Origin of the sequence: Lacunisphaera limnophila, from assembly GCF_001746835.1 — a bacterium.
In the GTDB taxonomy this organism is placed as follows: domain Bacteria; phylum Verrucomicrobiota; class Verrucomicrobiia; order Opitutales; family Opitutaceae; genus Lacunisphaera; species Lacunisphaera limnophila.
Window position 1 is genome coordinate 742,121 of record NZ_CP016094.1, and the last position, 16,469, is coordinate 758,589.

General features: G+C 68.0%; 7 protein-coding genes and 1 tRNA gene. 4 read left to right on the forward strand and 4 right to left on the reverse strand.

From position 1 onward, the window contains the following. Positions 1 to 41: 41 nt before the first annotated feature. A complete protein-coding gene (locus Verru16B_RS03200) occupies positions 42 to 1,778 on the forward strand; it encodes a tetratricopeptide repeat protein (protein ID WP_069960929.1) in 1,737 nt (578 codons plus the stop codon). A 65-nt stretch (positions 1,779 to 1,843) separates the two neighbouring features. Here the strand turns inward: Verru16B_RS03200 and Verru16B_RS03205 are convergent, their stop codons facing one another. After that, positions 1,844 to 5,452, reverse strand: coding sequence for a CRTAC1 family protein (locus tag Verru16B_RS03205; RefSeq protein ID WP_083270061.1), 3,609 nt, complete (start codon positions 5,450 to 5,452; stop codon positions 1,844 to 1,846). Between the two features lie 222 nt (positions 5,453 to 5,674). Then, a complete protein-coding gene (locus Verru16B_RS03210; RefSeq protein ID WP_083270062.1) occupies positions 5,675 to 9,433 on the reverse strand; it encodes a TonB-dependent receptor plug domain-containing protein in 3,759 nt (1,252 codons plus the stop codon). Positions 9,434 to 9,647: 214 nt separating this feature from the next. Between Verru16B_RS03210 and xylB the strand changes: the two genes are divergently transcribed. Further along, positions 9,648 to 11,141, forward strand: coding sequence for a xylulokinase (gene xylB, locus Verru16B_RS03215; RefSeq protein WP_069960931.1), 1,494 nt, complete (start codon positions 9,648 to 9,650; stop codon positions 11,139 to 11,141). A gap of 65 nt (positions 11,142 to 11,206) precedes the next feature. Beyond that, positions 11,207 to 11,283 (forward strand) — tRNA-Val (locus Verru16B_RS03220). A 270-nt stretch (positions 11,284 to 11,553) separates the two neighbouring features. Here the strand turns inward: Verru16B_RS03220 and Verru16B_RS03225 are convergent. After that, a complete protein-coding gene (locus Verru16B_RS03225) occupies positions 11,554 to 12,204 on the reverse strand; it encodes an endonuclease III domain-containing protein (protein WP_069960932.1) in 651 nt (216 codons plus the stop codon). Continuing rightward, on the reverse strand, positions 12,201 to 13,388 hold the full coding sequence (locus tag Verru16B_RS03230) for a glycoside hydrolase family 5 protein (RefSeq protein WP_083270063.1): 1,188 nt from the start codon (positions 13,386 to 13,388) through the stop codon (positions 12,201 to 12,203). Before Verru16B_RS03230 ends, Verru16B_RS03225 begins: the two co-directional genes overlap by 4 nt. Positions 13,389 to 13,554: 166 nt before the next feature. Between Verru16B_RS03230 and gcvP the strand changes: the two genes are divergently transcribed. Beyond that, on the forward strand, positions 13,555 to 16,449 hold the full coding sequence (gene gcvP / locus Verru16B_RS03235; RefSeq protein ID WP_069960933.1) for an aminomethyl-transferring glycine dehydrogenase: 2,895 nt from the start codon (positions 13,555 to 13,557) through the stop codon (positions 16,447 to 16,449). Positions 16,450 to 16,469 lie beyond the last annotated feature (20 nt).

Here is a 16,469-nt window from a genome sequence, read left to right on the forward strand (position 1 = left end):
CCTCTGCCGCCCCTCGTCCGCCCGCCCGGCGTTTCGCCCCGATGGTAGGCGCGGTCCTCTTGCTCGTCGCGCTCGGCGGCGCCGGCGGATACTTGTGGCAGCGCGCGGCCCGGAACGCGCGCGTGCGAGCCGACCTGCCCGCCCTCCCCGCCACCGGGACCAACGCCACGCTGCGGGACCTGCTGGCACAGGCGCGAGCCGCGGCCGAGACCGGCCGGCTCGAGGCCGTGGCCGAACTCGGCCGCCTCTGCCACGCCAATGAGTTCCGTCCCGAGGCCGAGGCCTGCTGGCGGCTGCTCATCCGGGAACAACCCGGCGAGGCCCGCTGGCACTACTACCTGGCCGACCTGCGGCGCATGGCGGGCGATCAGGCGGAAACGGAGGCGGCACTCGAGCGCACCGTGGCCGCCGACGGCACCGCCGCCACCGCCTGGCTGCAACTCGCCGAGATGAAGTTCAAGAGCGGGCGCCCCGACGCGGCCGAGACCGCCTACCGGCGCCGCCTGGCCCTCCTGCCCGGCGATCCTTACGCGGAACTGGGCCTGGCCCGCATCGCCCAGCTGCGCGGGCAGGCAGACGACACGTCGCGCCGGCTGGAGCTCATCCTGGCGCAACACCCGAAGTTCTCCGCCGCGCACAACCTCTACGCGGAGCTGCAATCCGCCGCCGGCCGGGAGGATCTCGCCGATCTGCACCGCTGGCTCGGCCGGGAGGCGGGCCGGTTTCGCGAAGCCGAAGACCCGTGGCTCGAGGATCTGAATGAGCGCTGCTACGATCCGCGACGCCTGTGCCATCTCGGCGTCATCGCCTACCAAACCAATCATGGCGACCGCGGCCGCGCCCGCTTTGAGCGGGCCCTCGCCCTGGCGCCCAGCGATCCCTTGCCCTACGAGATGCTCGGCTCATTGCTGCTGGAACTCGGATCCGCCGAAGCCGCGCGCGCGCTCCTCGCCGACGGCATCGCGCGCGCGGAGCGCACGGCACCCTCGCCGCAGCACTACCTGCGGCTCAGCGAGGCCTGCCGCACGCTCCAGCAACCTGAGCCGGCGCGCCAGGCGCTGGTGGACGGCCTGCGCCGTCATCCCGATTCACCCGAACTCCTCCACGCCCGGGGCAACCAGCTGAAAGCCGACGGCCAGACCGCCGAGGCCGCCGCCGCCTATCGCCGGGCCCTGGAGCTGAACCCGGCCTTTGTGGAGGCCGACTTCGCCCTCGCCCTGCTGCTCTTGGAAACCGGCCGCCCCGCCGAGGCCGTGGCGGCCCTGGACCACGCCCTCAGCATGCAGCCGACCTTCCCCAAGGCCCGGCTGCTGCTCGCCCGCCTGGAGATGGAGGTTGGCCGCTTCGACGCTGCCGGCCACCACCTGCTGCCGCTGCTCAAGGCCAATCCCGGTTCCCCCGAGATCCGCCAGATAGTCGCGAGCTGGCGCCTGCAGGCCGGCCGCGCCGCCGAAAAATCCGACCCGGCGGCGGCCGAGCAACATTACCGCGCCGGCCTCGCCCTCGTCCCGGACCAAGCCGACCTGAACGCCGGCCTCGGCGTGCGGTTGCTCGTTACCGACCGCGTGCCCGAGGCCGTGCCCCTGCTGGAGACGTTTTACCGGCTGCAGCCAGCCAACCCGCAGGCCGCGCTCTTCCTCGGCCAGGCTTACGCCCGCAGCGGCCGGATGCCGGATGCCCGTCGCGTGCTGGCGGCCGGGCTGGACCAGGCCGAGCGGGCCGGCCAGACGGCCACCGCCCGCAATTTCCGCGAAATCCTCTCCATGCTGCCGCGCTGAGCCGGACGAATTCAGCCCGCAGAGAAGGTGGAACCCGGCCTCCGGACGGGTTGCTCAGGTCCACCTCACGGCGCGGCCACATCCAACCGGGCACCGGGCAACTCGGTCAGCGCCTGCTCGGAGATCGTGCCGTCGGGCCAGCGGACGGTGAGCCGGCGCGGCGGATTGCCCTGGCTCCAGCCGAAGAAAGCGCCGGTATCGCTCTGACTGTAATAACCTCCGCCGGCTGAGATCTCCGCGAATTGCGTGGTGCCGTCGGTCAGTGCCAGCTGGAGGCGGGCGCCGATGGCGGTCGCGTTGCCCGGCCGGCCGCGCAGTCGCACTTGGAAGGAATGCCGGCCTGGGATCCCTTCGTTGCGCCAGGCCAGGGTCGTGGCGTTGTTCCGGCTCAAGAGGAAATCCGGCCAACCGTCGGCGTCGAGATCGAGCACGACCAGGGCCTTGGCATCGCCCGGCACGACCAGACCGCTCTGGGCCGGTTCCACGGCGGTGAAGGTGCCGCGACCGTCGCCGCGCAGCAACTGGCTGAGGCCGCCATCAAACCGGCCGACCCCCGGATTCGGGGCAAAGGAGTTCTGCACGGCATAGAGGTCCGCGAGGCCATCGCCGTCAAAGTCGCCGGCCACCATGCCTTGGATCGGCGCAATCTGGGCGATGCGGGGGAGCGGGCTGAAGCGATAGCTGCCACCCGGCTGGCTCAGGAAGACACCGCTTTGGAGCTCGGTGGCCGCGAAGCGCCGCGCGGCGGCCAGCCGGTCGGCGCCGAGCAAGTCGGGCAGCGTGGCCCGGGCATAGGGATCGTTGCGCGGGAAACGCTGCAGAATGGCCGGAATCTGGCCGCCGAGTTCCTTCCGGGTGCGCCGGGGGTAAAGCTTGTCGCCCTCCTGATAGGCCTCGACGAGTTGAAGGGCGTTTCCGCCCTTGAAATTACCCAGGAAAATCAGCGCGGGCGGCTGGGTGAGGGTGTTGAGACCGGTGTTGCCGGCGGCGTAATCGAGCCGGCCGTCGCCGTTGAAATCGGCCGCGGCCAGGGAGGTCCACGCGCCGTCACCGGCGGCAGCGAAACCCGCGGCGGCAGACTGGTCCGAGAAGCCCCGGCCCGCGTCATTGCGGAAGTAACGCACCCCACCCCACTCCAGTGCCAGGAGGAGGTCCACCCAGCCGTCGCCGTCGACATCGCTCCACAGGGCGGACCGGACCAGGCCGGCCTCGCGCAGGGCCGGGGCCAGGGTATCGGTCACATCCTCGAAACGGCCGCCGGTGTTGCGCAGGAGGGCGCTGCGCGGTGGCTGCGGGTAGCGGCCCGGCAGCACGCGGCCCCCGAGAAACACATCGAGGCGGCCGTCCCGGTCGAAATCCGCGGCGACCGCGGCACCGACGCTGAGCGGCAGCGTCGGCAAGGCGTCGGGCACCGGGGTGAACCCGGCGCCGCTGTTGTGATGGAGCACCGGCTGAAAATAGGGCGAGTTCGCCGCACGGTTGACCCCCGCCTTGGTCTGGAGCAAGTCAGGCAAACCGTCGCCGTCGGCATCCAGCAGCAGGAGCGGGCCGTCGTCGACCGGCGAGGCCGGCAGATTGCCCGCAGTGGCGAAACGTTCGGCGGCTCGCAGCACGATCTGCGCAGGGCTTCGGCCCGTGCCCCCCAAGACCAGGTCGGTCTGGCCATCCTGGTTGAGGTCACCCAGCGCCAGCGCGGGCCCGAGCCGGTCGAAGCGGACGGGGACCAAGGGCTGGCTTTCCTGGTCGAAGCTTTCCTCTGCCTTCAGGTCAAGACCGGTGGCGGCCTTGACCGCAGTGAACTGGGTCGGGGATGCGACCGGTGGCGCGGCGGGCCGCGCCAGTCCGGCCGGCTCCGTGATCGTGAGCTTCCGCTCGGCGCGGATATCGGTGAAGCGCTGCGTGTGGCCGCTCGGCCACTCGACCGTCAGGCGGGTGATGATCGTCTCCTCGCCCAGGCCGAAGTGGAGGATGGGTTCGCTGGAGGAGAGGTAACCGCGGGCCAGGGTGAGGGTGCGCACCTGCGAGCCGGTCGCGGTCTCGATCCGGACGGTGCCACCGACGCCGTAGCGGTTGGAAACCGTCCCCCGCAGCGCGATCACCAGCCGGTGGCCGGTCGGGCTGTCGTTGCGCAGCACCGTGGGGTGGTCCTCATGGTTGGCGTAGATCACATCCAGATCGCCGTCGCCGTCGAAGTCGCCGTAGGCCGCGCCGAAGCTCACCCCCGTCTGGTTCAAGCCCCACGCCGCGCCGACCTCCTCGAAGCGGAGGTCGCCCAGGTTGCGGTAGGCGAGATTGGCTTCCGCCAGCTTGGGACTGCCGCGCATCAGGCCCACGCGCTCGGGGAAGGTCTCGGCCATCACCATGCGGTCGAGCAAGTCGACATTCTGGTATTCGCGGATCATGCCGTTGGTCACGTGCAGGTCGACGCGGCCGTCGTTGTCGAGGTCCTCGAACCGGACCGACCAGGTCCAGTCCGTCGCGTCGAGCCCGGCCAGGTGCGCGGCCTCGAGGACGCGGCCCGTCCCGGTGTTGAGAAAAAGCGTGTTGCGCGAGGTTTGCAGCGCTTCCCCGGCCGCCGGTTCCGGCGTGCCGGTCTTCAGGGTCCGCGAGTAGGCCATGCCACGGTGATCCTTCTCGTGGCTGGTCGCGGCCATGTCCGCCACCAACAGGTCGGGCCGGCCGTCGTTGTTGAGGTCGCCCTGGTCCGCGCCCATCGAGGAATACGGCATGACGGGCACCACGCGGTGGATGACGTCGGTGAAGGTGCCGTCGCGGTTGTTGCGGTAAAGCTTGTCCGGCGCGGTGAAATCGTTGGCGACGTAGAGGTCGGGCCAGCCGTCGCCGTCGTGGTCCCACACGGCGGTGCCGTGCGCGAGGTTTTCGTCGGTGATGCCGGCGCGGACCGTGACGTCCTCGAAGGTGCCGTCGCCGCGATTATGGAACAGATAATCGCGCTGCCCGTTCGGGGCCTTGACCGTGTCGAGCAGGTTGGTCTGCACATAGACATCGAGCCAGCCGTCGCGATCGTAGTCGAAGAAGGTCCCGAGACCGCTCGCATCCGTCACCGCCAGGCCGCGGCGCTGCGCCTCCTCCTGGAAGGTGCCGTCGCCGCGGCTGATGTAGAGGAGGTTCGGCGCGGCGAAGCGGCAGACGTAGAGGTCGAGCCAGCCGTCGTTGTTCACATCGGCCCACGCGGCGCCTTGCGTCCACTCGGGCCGGTCGGTCCGGAGCAGGTCCGCGGGCGCAGCCAAGCCCGCCGTGACGGTGACGTCGGCGAATTTCCAGTCGCCCAGATTGCGGAAAAGCCGGCCGGGACCGGTCTTGCTGACGACGAAGACATCCGGTCGGCCATCCCGGTCAAAATCGGCGACGGCGACGCCGGTGCCGAGCGAGCCGTTCATCAACTCGGTGTAGTGTTTGCCCCACATCTGGGGATCACCGTAGTGATTCATGGCCTTGATACCGGTTGCTTCGGGCGACAGCGCCGTGAACAGGGTCCGGCCGGCCGGAGCCGAGCGTGCGGCGAACGGAGCTTCACTGAGCCCGGGATCGGCGGCCCGTAGGACCGTGATGAGCGCCGATAAACCGATCAGCGCGACCGCCCCGTGCAGGCCGGCCAAGCGCGGCCCGCGGCAGACTACAGATTTTTTCCAGGCGGGCTGCGCGGTGGCCATCGGCGGTGGGGAAAAGGCAGGGCGAACGGGAGAAAGGGGTGGGCGGGAACCTAGGAAGCCGGGTGCGGTGGTTGCTCGGCAAGACCATAGTTTTATCCATTGCCGGGCGGCCTCGTCGAATCCGGTCCGGCCACCTCTCGTGGCCAGAGTCATTGCGGCCGGGGCAAAAAAAAGCGCCTCTCCCGAGGGAGAGGCGCGAAGTGCTAAATCAGGTCGGATCGCTTAGAACCGGAAGTTGTTCGACAGCGACCAGTACTGACGGGGCGCGATGCGATAACCGGCCGGCGAACCATCAGGCTGGACCGTGATCGGGATCAGGCTGTTGCCCTTGCCGACGCTGCGGACGTTGAGCTGGATGCGCCAGTCAACCTTGTTGAACAGCTTGCGGCCATAACCCACCCAGAGATCCACATCGGTCTCGGCCGGCCCCTTGTAGGGGTTGGCGATGTCGAAGTTGATCTTGGACGGATTGGTGGGATTCGGGATCGGAGCATAACCGATCACGACGTCGCTCTGCCAGCGCAGGGCGCCACCGACGTTCACGCCCTTCAAACGACCCTCGGAGAAGTCGTAGTTCGAGATGGCGTTGACGCGCCACTCGCGCATTTCCGGCACGTTGGTGCCTTCCTGCAGCGCGCGGGCGGCATACTCGGAGCCGACGTTCTGGTTCCACTGGAACAGGGCGGTCTCGTTGCCGGCGCCACCCCACCAGATGCGGAGATCACCACCCGGACGGAAGGTCGCGCCGTTGATGTCGGTCGCGGTCTTGTTCAGGAAGGTGTCGTACGCAGCGACGAACTCGGCGAGGTTGGCACCACCGATGTTCTTGCGGCTGGCGAAGGTCTTGCTCGCATTGAGCGTCAGACGCCAGTTGCGGGTCGGCTGGGCATTGAACTCAACCTCGTAACCCTCGGAGAAGCTGTCCTCCGTGAGCGCGAAGCCGGTCGGCGTGGTGTTGGAAACCATGCCGGTGCGGGTCGCCGGATTGATGCCCCAGGCGGCATACATCTTCTTGGCGATCGGGTCCTGCTGCCAGGCGCGCCAGGCGGCGATGGACGCGGCCTCGCGGTCGGGCGCATCGGTCCAGTTGGCGCGGGAGTAGGTCGGGTCGGTGCTGATACCGGCGGAGTCACCGAAGCCGGTCCAGTTGTACTCGAAGACGTTGACCCAGTCACCGGACCAGGCCTGCGAGGCACCGAGGAACCACGTGCCGCCGAGGCCGGAGCTGCTGGCGTCGGTGACGGCGGTCTCGTACTTGTTGACCTTCAGGGAGTACTTGCCGTCCTTGGTCTCGAGCAGGATGCCGAGATCCTTCGTGGTACCGGCGGGCAGCGGGATCTCCTGATTGTAGATGTCAACGCGACCGGCGAAGGGCTGGAAGTTCTCGGCCTTGTTGTAGAAGAACGAGACACGGACCGGGAGCTTCTCGGCGAGGTTCTTGACCACCGGGAGTTCATCCAAGTGGGCCACGATCGAGTAGCTGCGGGAGGTGCCGTCGAGTTCGTTCCACTTGGCAGCGTCGAGGCTGTAGTTCGAACCCCACTTCAGGTAAGCCATCGCGTTGCCCGGGGCCGACGCATTGATGCCGCTGGCGTTCTGCGAGTATTCCGCGGAACCGGCGGTGTCTTCACGATAGCCATAGGTACCAACGAGGCCGCCGTTGAACAGGTGGGCCTGCCACACGAAGGCCTTGGACTCAGTCTTGTTACGACGGAGACGGGCGCTGTTGGTGAGGAGGTCGCGGTTCTGCTGCGAGGTCTCGGAGTCCGTGATCGTGAACGGCTTGTTGGACCAGCCGACGTAGTTGGCGTGGTTCTCCGACTGCGTGCTGTTGCGGTTCGTGCTGCCGACCGGGTAGTACTGGTTCTCGAAGAAGGCACCCGGGTCGACGCCCGGAGCGTTCCAGGTCGAGTCGAAGAAGCGGATCGTGCCGCTCGTCGCATTGTTCAGGTTCTGGAGGCGGGGCAGGTAGGCACCGGAGGCCGTGGAGGCACCGGCGAGCGAGCCGCCGAGGTAGATCACGCGGTTGACCGCGAAACCGTTGTCGGTGAAACGGATGCCGTTACCGCCATCGAACAGGGTCCGATAGCCGTCGTCGAGCACCGCATAACGCTGCCAGCTGCGATCCTCGCGCTCGAGGGTGTCTTCGGCATACAGACCGGTGAAGGTGTGGCGGCCGAGGAAGTTGGCGATCATGCTGTCCGAAGACTTCTTGGTGAAGTCGTGGGTGAAGAAGGCCGTCGCCCGCATGGATTCACGGGAGGACTCGTAGCTGCGATTGCCGCCCTGACCGCTGTCGGTCACGAAGGGGCGACCGACGTTCGGGTTGGGCGTACCGTTCTGGAACGGGATGCCGTCCTTGCCGGCGGCGGTGCCGTCGGAGTAGACGCTCATGATGTCGATGTAGATGGCCTGGCGTTCGCCATCGAGCAGGGCCAGCTGACCGTTGTCGTAATTCTGCTGGTTATAAACCACCTCGAAGCCGAACTTGTCGTCCATGAAGGTCTGGGCGATGGAGGCCGAGAAGGAGTCGAAGCCGGACCACTCCGACTTGTTCGGGCCGTCCAGGAGGTTGTTGTAGAAGTCGAACACGCTGGCGTCGGCCAGCTGGATGTTCTTGTAGATACCGAACTCCGAGTAGGGCAGGCCGGCCGCGCGAGCGAAGCTCGAGGCGGTGGCGATGCCAACCGGGCGGTGGAAGGCGGATTCGCCCACGCCGCCGTCGACGCCGCCGGAGGAGTTGAGGCCGCGGGTCTCGCGGGTCTCCCAGATCCAGTAGCTCGGGGTGCCGCCGTCGGTGGCGAAGAACGCGTTCGGGCCGCCGAACTGCTGGCCGTAGTTACCGAGCCAGGGCTGGTAGTAGGGGCTCAGCTGGCCGGAGTTGGCGCCGCCGTTGATCTTCTGACGGGCCTGGCCGTGGTTGTCGCGGCCGGAGTTGTCATCCATCACGACGTGCGGGTTGAACGTCTGCTTGTTCAGGTTCTGGATGACGCGGAGGTCGCCCTTCGAAACGTTGCGGACCACGCCCGTGGCCGGGTCGCGGATGCGGCCGTTCTCAATGAACGTGCCGTTGGTGCTGCCGGTCTTGAACCACGGCGTGATGAGATCGAGCGGGGGCAGCGTGCGGGGACGGTTGCTGCTGATGTCACCCTTCTCGAAGCTGGCCTTCACGATGGTGCGGGCCGAACCCTTGCGCAGGAACTTGGGTTCCCAGCGGACGGCGCCCATGTAGCGCTTGTCGTCTTCAAAGGCCGGATCCTGCTGGAATTTTTCCTGCTCGTTGACCGCCATCAGGCGGACCGCCAGCTCATCCTTGAGGATGACCCGGTTGAAGTCCACGGTGACGCGGGCGCTGCCGTACTGGTCGGTCTGGAAGCCGACCTCGTTGGCGTTGCGGTAGGAGGCCTGCTTGAGGCCGACGTTGATGATACCGGCCGGCGAGCCCTGGCCGAACAGGATGGAGTTCGGTCCGCGCTGCAGGTCGACGCGATCAACGTTGAACCCGTCCCACGGAATGTCGGACAGGAAGTAATCACGGGTGTTGTCCGCGGCCGCCAGACCGCGCACGCGCGTGTTCTGGTTGGGATTCACGAAGCGGGAGGACTCGTCGAGGAACGAACCGTCGCCGGTGCCGGCGAAGTTACCCGAGAGATTGCCGACTTCCGTGCCGACGGTGTACTGCAGCAACGATTCGTTGCTGGTCGCACCGATGTCACGGAGGAACTGGCTGTTGATGACCGTGACCGCGTTGCCGATGTCGCGCAGTTCCGTGTTCAAACGGTTGCCGGCGAGGGTGGTGGCGGTGGAGTAGCCGGTGTCATCATCAGCTGAGACTTCGAACGGTGAGAGCACCAGCACATCTTCTTCAGATGCCTGGGCCACCGGTTGTGCTGTCGTCTGTGCAAATCCCCACGTGGAGGAAAGCACGATGGTGCCGAGCATGGATAGCCCGCACCGCAGTGTGCGATTCTTGGTGTTCATACGAGGTAACGAGGTAAGGTTCGGGGTGTAGTGACCTGGGGAGGTCGAGAACCTAGGGTGCGACACGACAAACGAACAGGGGGGTGGTTACAAAGACACGCTTAGTCTAACTGTAGCGCGATTTCGGGATAGCCTCCCCCCGGGGGTACGGGGTTAATTTATTTCCCCCACCCTACACCGGATCCGGCATTCTGCATCCTCAAACTTACTCCCCATGTCCCTTTTCATCGGCATCGACAGCGGCACCCAGAGCACCAAGGCGGTCGTCCTCGACCTCACCACCGGCAAAATCATCGCCGAGGCCCGCGCGCCGCACACGCTCATCGCCGGCCTGCCCGCCGGCCACATGGAGCAGCACCCGCAGGAATGGACCGCGGCCCTCGACTCCGTGATCCAGCAGGTCGCCGCCCGGATCGACGGCTCCCGCGTGCGCGGGATCGGCGTCTCCGGCCAACAGCACGGCTTCGTGCCCCTCGACGCCCAGGGCGCGGTCATCCGCCCCGCCAAACTCTGGTGCGACACCAGCACCATCCAGGAATGCGCGATTCTCACGAAGAAGCTCGGGGGCACCAAGGCGGCGATCCGCACCGCCGGCCTTGCCTTTCTCCCCGGCTTCACCGCCCCGAAGATCCTCTGGCTGAAGCGCCATGAGCCCACGAATTACAAGCGCCTGCGCCACGTCCTGCTCCCGCACGACTACCTGAATTACCACCTCACCGGGAACTACTTCATGGAGCATGGCGACGCCTCGGGCACCGCACTCATGGATGTGCGCCGCCGCACCTGGTCGCAGCCCGTGATCAAGGCCATCGACAAAAATCTGGCCGACTGGCTGCCCCCGCTCTCCGCCTCGCACCAGTCCGCCGGCACGCTCCGCCCCGCCCTCGCCCAGCAATACGGCTTCTCGTCGGATGTCATCGTGAGCGCCGGCGGCGGTGACAACATGATGGGCGCCATCGGCACCGGCAACGTCGCCCCGGGCGTCGTCTCCGCCAGCCTCGGCACCAGCGGCACGATCTACGCCTACAGCGCGAAGCCCGTGGTCGACCCCGCCGGCGAGATCGCCGCCTTCTGCTCGTCGACCGGCGGCTGGCTGCCCCTGCTCTGCACGATGAACGTCACCCTCGTGACCGAGCAGTTCCGCGCCCTCTTCAACTGGGACCACGCCCAGCTCGAGCAGGCGGTCAGCAGCGCCCCCGCCGGCGCCGGCGGGCTCGCCCTCCTCCCCTACTTCACCGGCGAACGCACCCCCAACCTGCCGACCGCCACGGGCGTGTTTACCGGACTGAGCCTCGCCACGCTGAACCCCGGCCACCTCGCCCGCGCTGCCATGGAGGGCGTGACCATGAACATGAATTATGGCCTCCGCCGCCTCACCGCCCTCGGCATCAAGCCGAAGGAGATCCGCGTGACCGGCGGTGGCTCCCGCTCCGCCTACTGGCGCCAGATGATGGCCGACATCTTCGGCGTGCCCGTCGTGGCCATGGTTGAGGACGAGGGTGCCGCCCTCGGCGGCGCCCTGCAGGCCGCCTGGTGCGAGGCTCTCGCCCAGGGCAAGAAGGCCAAGCTCACCGACTTCACCACCGGCATCGTCGCCCTCAACGAGGCGACCCGCTGCGTGCCCGACGCCAAGCGCAAGGCTCTCTACCGCAAGCTGCAGGACCGCCACGACGCCCTCAGCCGGGATCTGCGCCCCCTGTTTCAGTAAAACGCCAGGTCGAGAAAAGAGGGTTGATTCGCGGTACCGGACCCGCAACCTTCGCCCCTCGTCTTGGACGCTTAGCTCAGTTGGTTAGAGCACCTGCTTCACACGCAGGGGGTCACTGGTTCGAGTCCAGTAGCGTCCACCAGCCTTCGCTCTTCGAGCTACGGCTCGGCGAGCCAGCCGGGGAAGACGTGAACTTGATTGGTGTCCCCGCAGCGCTTGGCGAAGGCTGCCGCGCCGCAGCCCGTAGGGCGTAGGCGGGCACATCACTGCCCCCCCAACAAACAGCGCCTGCCAACCCAGCCTTCGCTCTGCGAGCTACGGCTCGGCAAGCCAGCCGGGGAAGACGTCGATTTAACAACGCATCTGCGCTGCGATACGCTGGGGGAAGGCTGCCGCCGCGGACGCGAGGCCCTCAGGGCTTCACCACCTTCACCGCCCGCCGGCGCGGAAACAGCGTGGTGCAGATCCCGCAGACCGTGCCATCGCAGCCGCGCGCCGTGCAGTGCTCGCGGCCGTAGAAGATGATCCGCAGGTGCAGCGCGTTCCAGTGCGCCTCGGGAAAACATTTTTTCAGGTCGCGCTCCGTCTGCTCGACGCTGCGGCCTGAGCTCAGCTTCCAGCGCTGCGCCAGGCGGTGGATGTGCGTGTCCACCGGAAAGGCTGGCACGCCCCACACCTGGCTCATGACGACCGACGCCGTTTTGTGCCCCACCCCGGGCAGCGCCTCCAGTTCCGCGAAGGTCCGCGGCACCGCCCCACCGTGCCGCTCCACCAGCAGCCGTGAGAGCCCGTGGACGGCCCGCGCCTTCTGCGGCGACAACCCGCACGGCCGGATCACCGCCTGGATCTCCGGCACCGGCACCTTGGCCATGGCGGCCGGATGGTCCGCCAGGGCCCAGAGGTGCGGCGTCACTTCGTTCACGCGCTTGTCCGTGCACTGGGCCGAGAGAACCACGGCCACCAGCAGCGTGTACGGATCCCGGTGATCGAGCGGGATCGGCGTCGCCGGGTAAAGCTCCGCCAGCCGGCGATCGACGTAAGCGGCGCGCTCGGCCCGCGTCATTTCCGAGCGCCGGCCAGCAGCGCGTCGAGCAGCGGCTGGTCGGGTTGCCAGGTCGTCTGCTTCGGCCCGTGCCACTCGTAGACGCCGAAGTCGCCCTTGTACTCCCAGTTGGCCCAGGCCATGCCGCTGGCCTCCATCACCCCGACGATGTCGCGGTAGTAAGCCAGCCGGTCGGCGCGCGGCACGGTCGGCAGGCAGCCGAACTCGCCGCAATAAAGCTGCAAACCCAGCTCCCGCGCCCGGCGAATGGCCGGTTCAAATTCCTGGGCGAGGCGGGCCGGACCCCAGTCATCGCGGGCCGTCGCGATCAAATCGGTGAACTCCCCCTGCTTGTTCATGGCCTGAAGCACCGCGAACTGCTCCGGCGTCACCACCGGGCCGGGGTACTGCACGGGACCGGTGTAGGCCTTCGTCGGCACCCACGCGGCCGTGTAGTGGGTGAACAGGAACGGGGAATACGTGTGCGTGCTGAGGATGATGTTCCGGTCCCCGGCTGGCACCTGGAGGAAGGGCAGGGTCGACGGGATCTGCCAGCGGTTGGAACCGATGATGAGCACCCGGTCCGGCTCGAGCGCGCGGATCGCCGCGTGCGCGGCCGCCACGAGGCGGTTCCAGTCCTGATGATCGTCCGCCACGGGCTCGTTCATGATCTCATAGGCCACCGCGCTGACTGGCTGGTCGCGCAGCTGCGCCGAGAGCTGGCGCCAGAGCCCAAGGAAGGCCGCCTGCGCCTTGGGGTCGGTGAACAGCGTGTTATGTCCGCCCTCGTTGGCCGCGTTGAAATGGTGCGTGCGGACTGTGTGCAGGTCCACGATCACGCGCAGGTGTTGCGCCCGGGCCCAGCCGATCGCCTGGCGCATCAGCGCGAAGGCCTCGGCGTTCTGCGTCCCGTCCTCGTGCCACAGCTCCTTCTCGTCAATCGGCAGCCGCACGTGGTCGAAACCCGCCTGCGCAATGAAGCGGAAATCCGCCTCCGTGATCCACTGCGACCGGGGCTGCCAGCCGAAATCCTGCGACAGCCAGTGGCTGAGATTCGTGCCCCGGCGGATGACAAAGCCGGCGGGATTGGCGGGAACGGCGGGATTGGCGGGAACGGCGGGGATCGCAGGGGCGGCGGGGGCGAGGGCCGGCAACAGGGCCAGCACGACCAGACACAAGGATGACAAGCCAGGGGTTAGCTTCATGGCGGCAGGCTACCCGCTTCCGACAGCAACGCAACGGTGGAGCCCTCCACCGGCCGGCGCGACGACGGGTATAACCGGACAAACCAAGGCCAAGAACCCCGGGTAATGGGCGCGTTGCGGGACAAAACTCAGTTGCGCGACCACCGCCCCCGCCTAAGGTCCGCCCATGGTTCCGACCCGCGATCTGCTCGCTCCCCTTGACACCTTTGAACGCCGCCACACCGGCTCCGCCGCCGCCGAGGTCGCCGCCATGCTGCAGGCCATCGGCCAACCTTCCGTCGCGGCCCTGGCCGACGCCGCCGTGCCGGCCGACATCCGCCTGCCCCGCCCCCTGAACCTGCCCGCCGCGAGCGGAGAATCCGCCGCCCTCGCCGAGCTGCGCAGCATCGCCGGGCTGAACCAAGTCTACCGCAGCTTCATCGGCCAGGGCTACTACGACTGCGCCACCCCGGGCGTCATCCAGCGCACCATCCTCGAGAACCCCGGCTGGTACACCGCCTACACCCCCTACCAGGCCGAGATCTCCCAAGGCCGCCTCGAGGCGCTGCTCAACTTCCAGACCGTCGTCACCGACCTCACCGGCATGCAGATCGCCAACGCCTCGATGCTCGACGAGGGCACCGCCGCCGCCGAGGCCATGATGCTCGCCCACCGCGTCAAGCTCGGCGACAGCCACGAGGCCTCCGTCTTCTTCGTCTCCGACCGCTGCCACCCGCAGACGATCGATATCGTCCGCACCCGTGCCCAGCCGCTCGGCGTCACCGTGGTGACCGGCGACCACCGCACCTACACCTTCGCCGGCCGCGTCTTCGGCGTACTCGTGCAGTACCCCGACACCACCGGTAGCATCCACGACTTCGCGGCCTTCTTCGAGCAGGCCCACGCCGCCGGTGCGCTCTGCGTCGTCGCCACCGACCTGCTCGCCCTCACCCTGCTCCGCGCCCCCGGCGAGTTCGGGGCCGACGTCGCCGTCGGCTCCGCCCAGCGCTTCGGCGTGCCCATGGGTTTCGGCGGGCCCCACGCCGGCTTCCTCGCCACCAAGGACGAGTTCAAGCGCCAGATGCCGGGCCGCCTCGTCGGCGTCTCCAAGGACGTCCACGGCAACCCCGCCATGCGCCTCGCCCTCGGCACCCGCGAGCAACACATCCGCCGCGACAAGGCCACGTCCAACATCTGTACCGCCCAGGTCCTGCTCGCCGTCATGGCCTCCATGTACGCCGTGTACCACGGACCGGAAGGACTGAAGCGCATCGCGGAGCGCACCCGCCGCCTCACCTCGCTGCTCGCCACCGCCCTCCGGTCCGCCGGCGCCACGATCAACGCCGAGCCGGTCTTCGACACCCTCACCGTCGGCAACGTCGCCGCCGTCCGCGTCCATGCCGCCGCCGCCGCCAAGCGCATCAACCTGCGCGTGGTCGACGACTACACCGTCGCCCTCTCGCTCGACGAGGTCACCACCCTCGAGGAGGTGCAGACGCTCCTCGCCTGCTTCAGCGAGTCCGCGGCGCTGGATCTGTCCTCCGACCTCCGTCCTCTGTCCGCGGAATTCGGGCGGAGCACACCGTTCCTGACCGCCAGCGTCTTCAACCGCTACCACACCGAGCACGAGATGCTCCGTTACATCAAGCGGCTCGAGGCGAAGGACCTGTCGCTCTGCCACTCGATGATCTCCCTCGGCTCGTGCACGATGAAGCTGAACGCCACGAGCGAGATGCTGCCCGTCACCTGGGCCGAGTTCGGCAAACTCCATCCCTTCGCCCCCGCCGAGCAGACCCGCGGCTACGCCCGCCTCTTTGCCGATCTCGAGACCTGGCTGTCCGAGATCACCGGCTTCGCCGCCGTCTCCCTCCAGCCGAACGCCGGCTCGCAGGGCGAATACGCCGGCCTGCTGGTCATCCGCGCCTACCACCAGTCGCGCGGCGAGGGCCACCGCCACATCTGCCTCATCCCGACCTCCGCCCACGGCACCAACCCGGCCAGCGCCGCGATGTGCAACTTCAAGGTCGTCCCCGTCGCCTGCGACGCCCGCGGCAACATCGACGTCGCCGACCTCAAGGCCAAGGCCGCCGAGCACAGCGCCAATCTCGCCGCCCTCATGGTCACCTATCCGTCCACCCACGGCGTGTTCGAGACGGCCATCCGCGAGATCTGCGCCACGATCCACGCCCACGGCGGCCAGGTCTACATGGACGGCGCCAACATGAACGCCCAGGTCGGCCTCACCTCCCCCGGCCACATCGGCGCCGACGTCTGCCACCTGAACCTGCACAAGACCTTCTGCATCCCCCACGGCGGCGGCGGCCCCGGCATGGGCCCGATCGGCGTGGCCCCGCAGCTCGTGCCGTTCCTCCCGGGACACCCGGTCGTACCCACCCGGGCGGCCTCGCCAATTTCAGATTTGAAATCCCAGATTGGCGCCGTCTCCGCGGCGCCGTTCGGCTCCGCCTCCATCCTCGTCATCTCCTGGATGTACATCCGCATGATGGGCCCCGACGGCCTGACCCGCGCCACCCAGTTCGCGCTGCTCAACGCCAACTACGTCGCCCAGCGCCTGGAGAAATACTTCCCCGTCCTCTACCGCGGCGGCCACGGCCTCGTGGCCCACGAGTGCATCCTCGAGTTCCGCCCGTGGAAGAAGCACGGCCTCGAGGTCGAGGACGTCGCCAAGCGCCTGATGGATTACGGCTACCACGCGCCCACGATGTCCTTCCCCGTCCCCGGCACGCTCATGATCGAGCCGACCGAGAGCGAGACCAAGGCCGAGCTCGACCGTTTCTGCGACGCCCTGATCAGCATCCACGGCGAGATGGCGGCCGTCGCCAGCGGCGAGAGCGACAAGCTCAACAACCCTCTCAAGCACGCCCCGCACACCGCCGCCGCCGTCTGCGCCACCGACTGGCCGCACCCGTATTCACGCGAGACCGCCGCCTTCCCCGACGCGCCCACGCGCGCCGCGAAGTTCTGGCCCGCCGTCGGCCGCGTCGACAACGTCTACGGCGACCGCAACCTCGTGTGTTCCTGCGTCGGCATGGAGGCCTACGCGGAAGCCCCCAAGGCCTGAACCGGGCCGCGCGGAGCGTT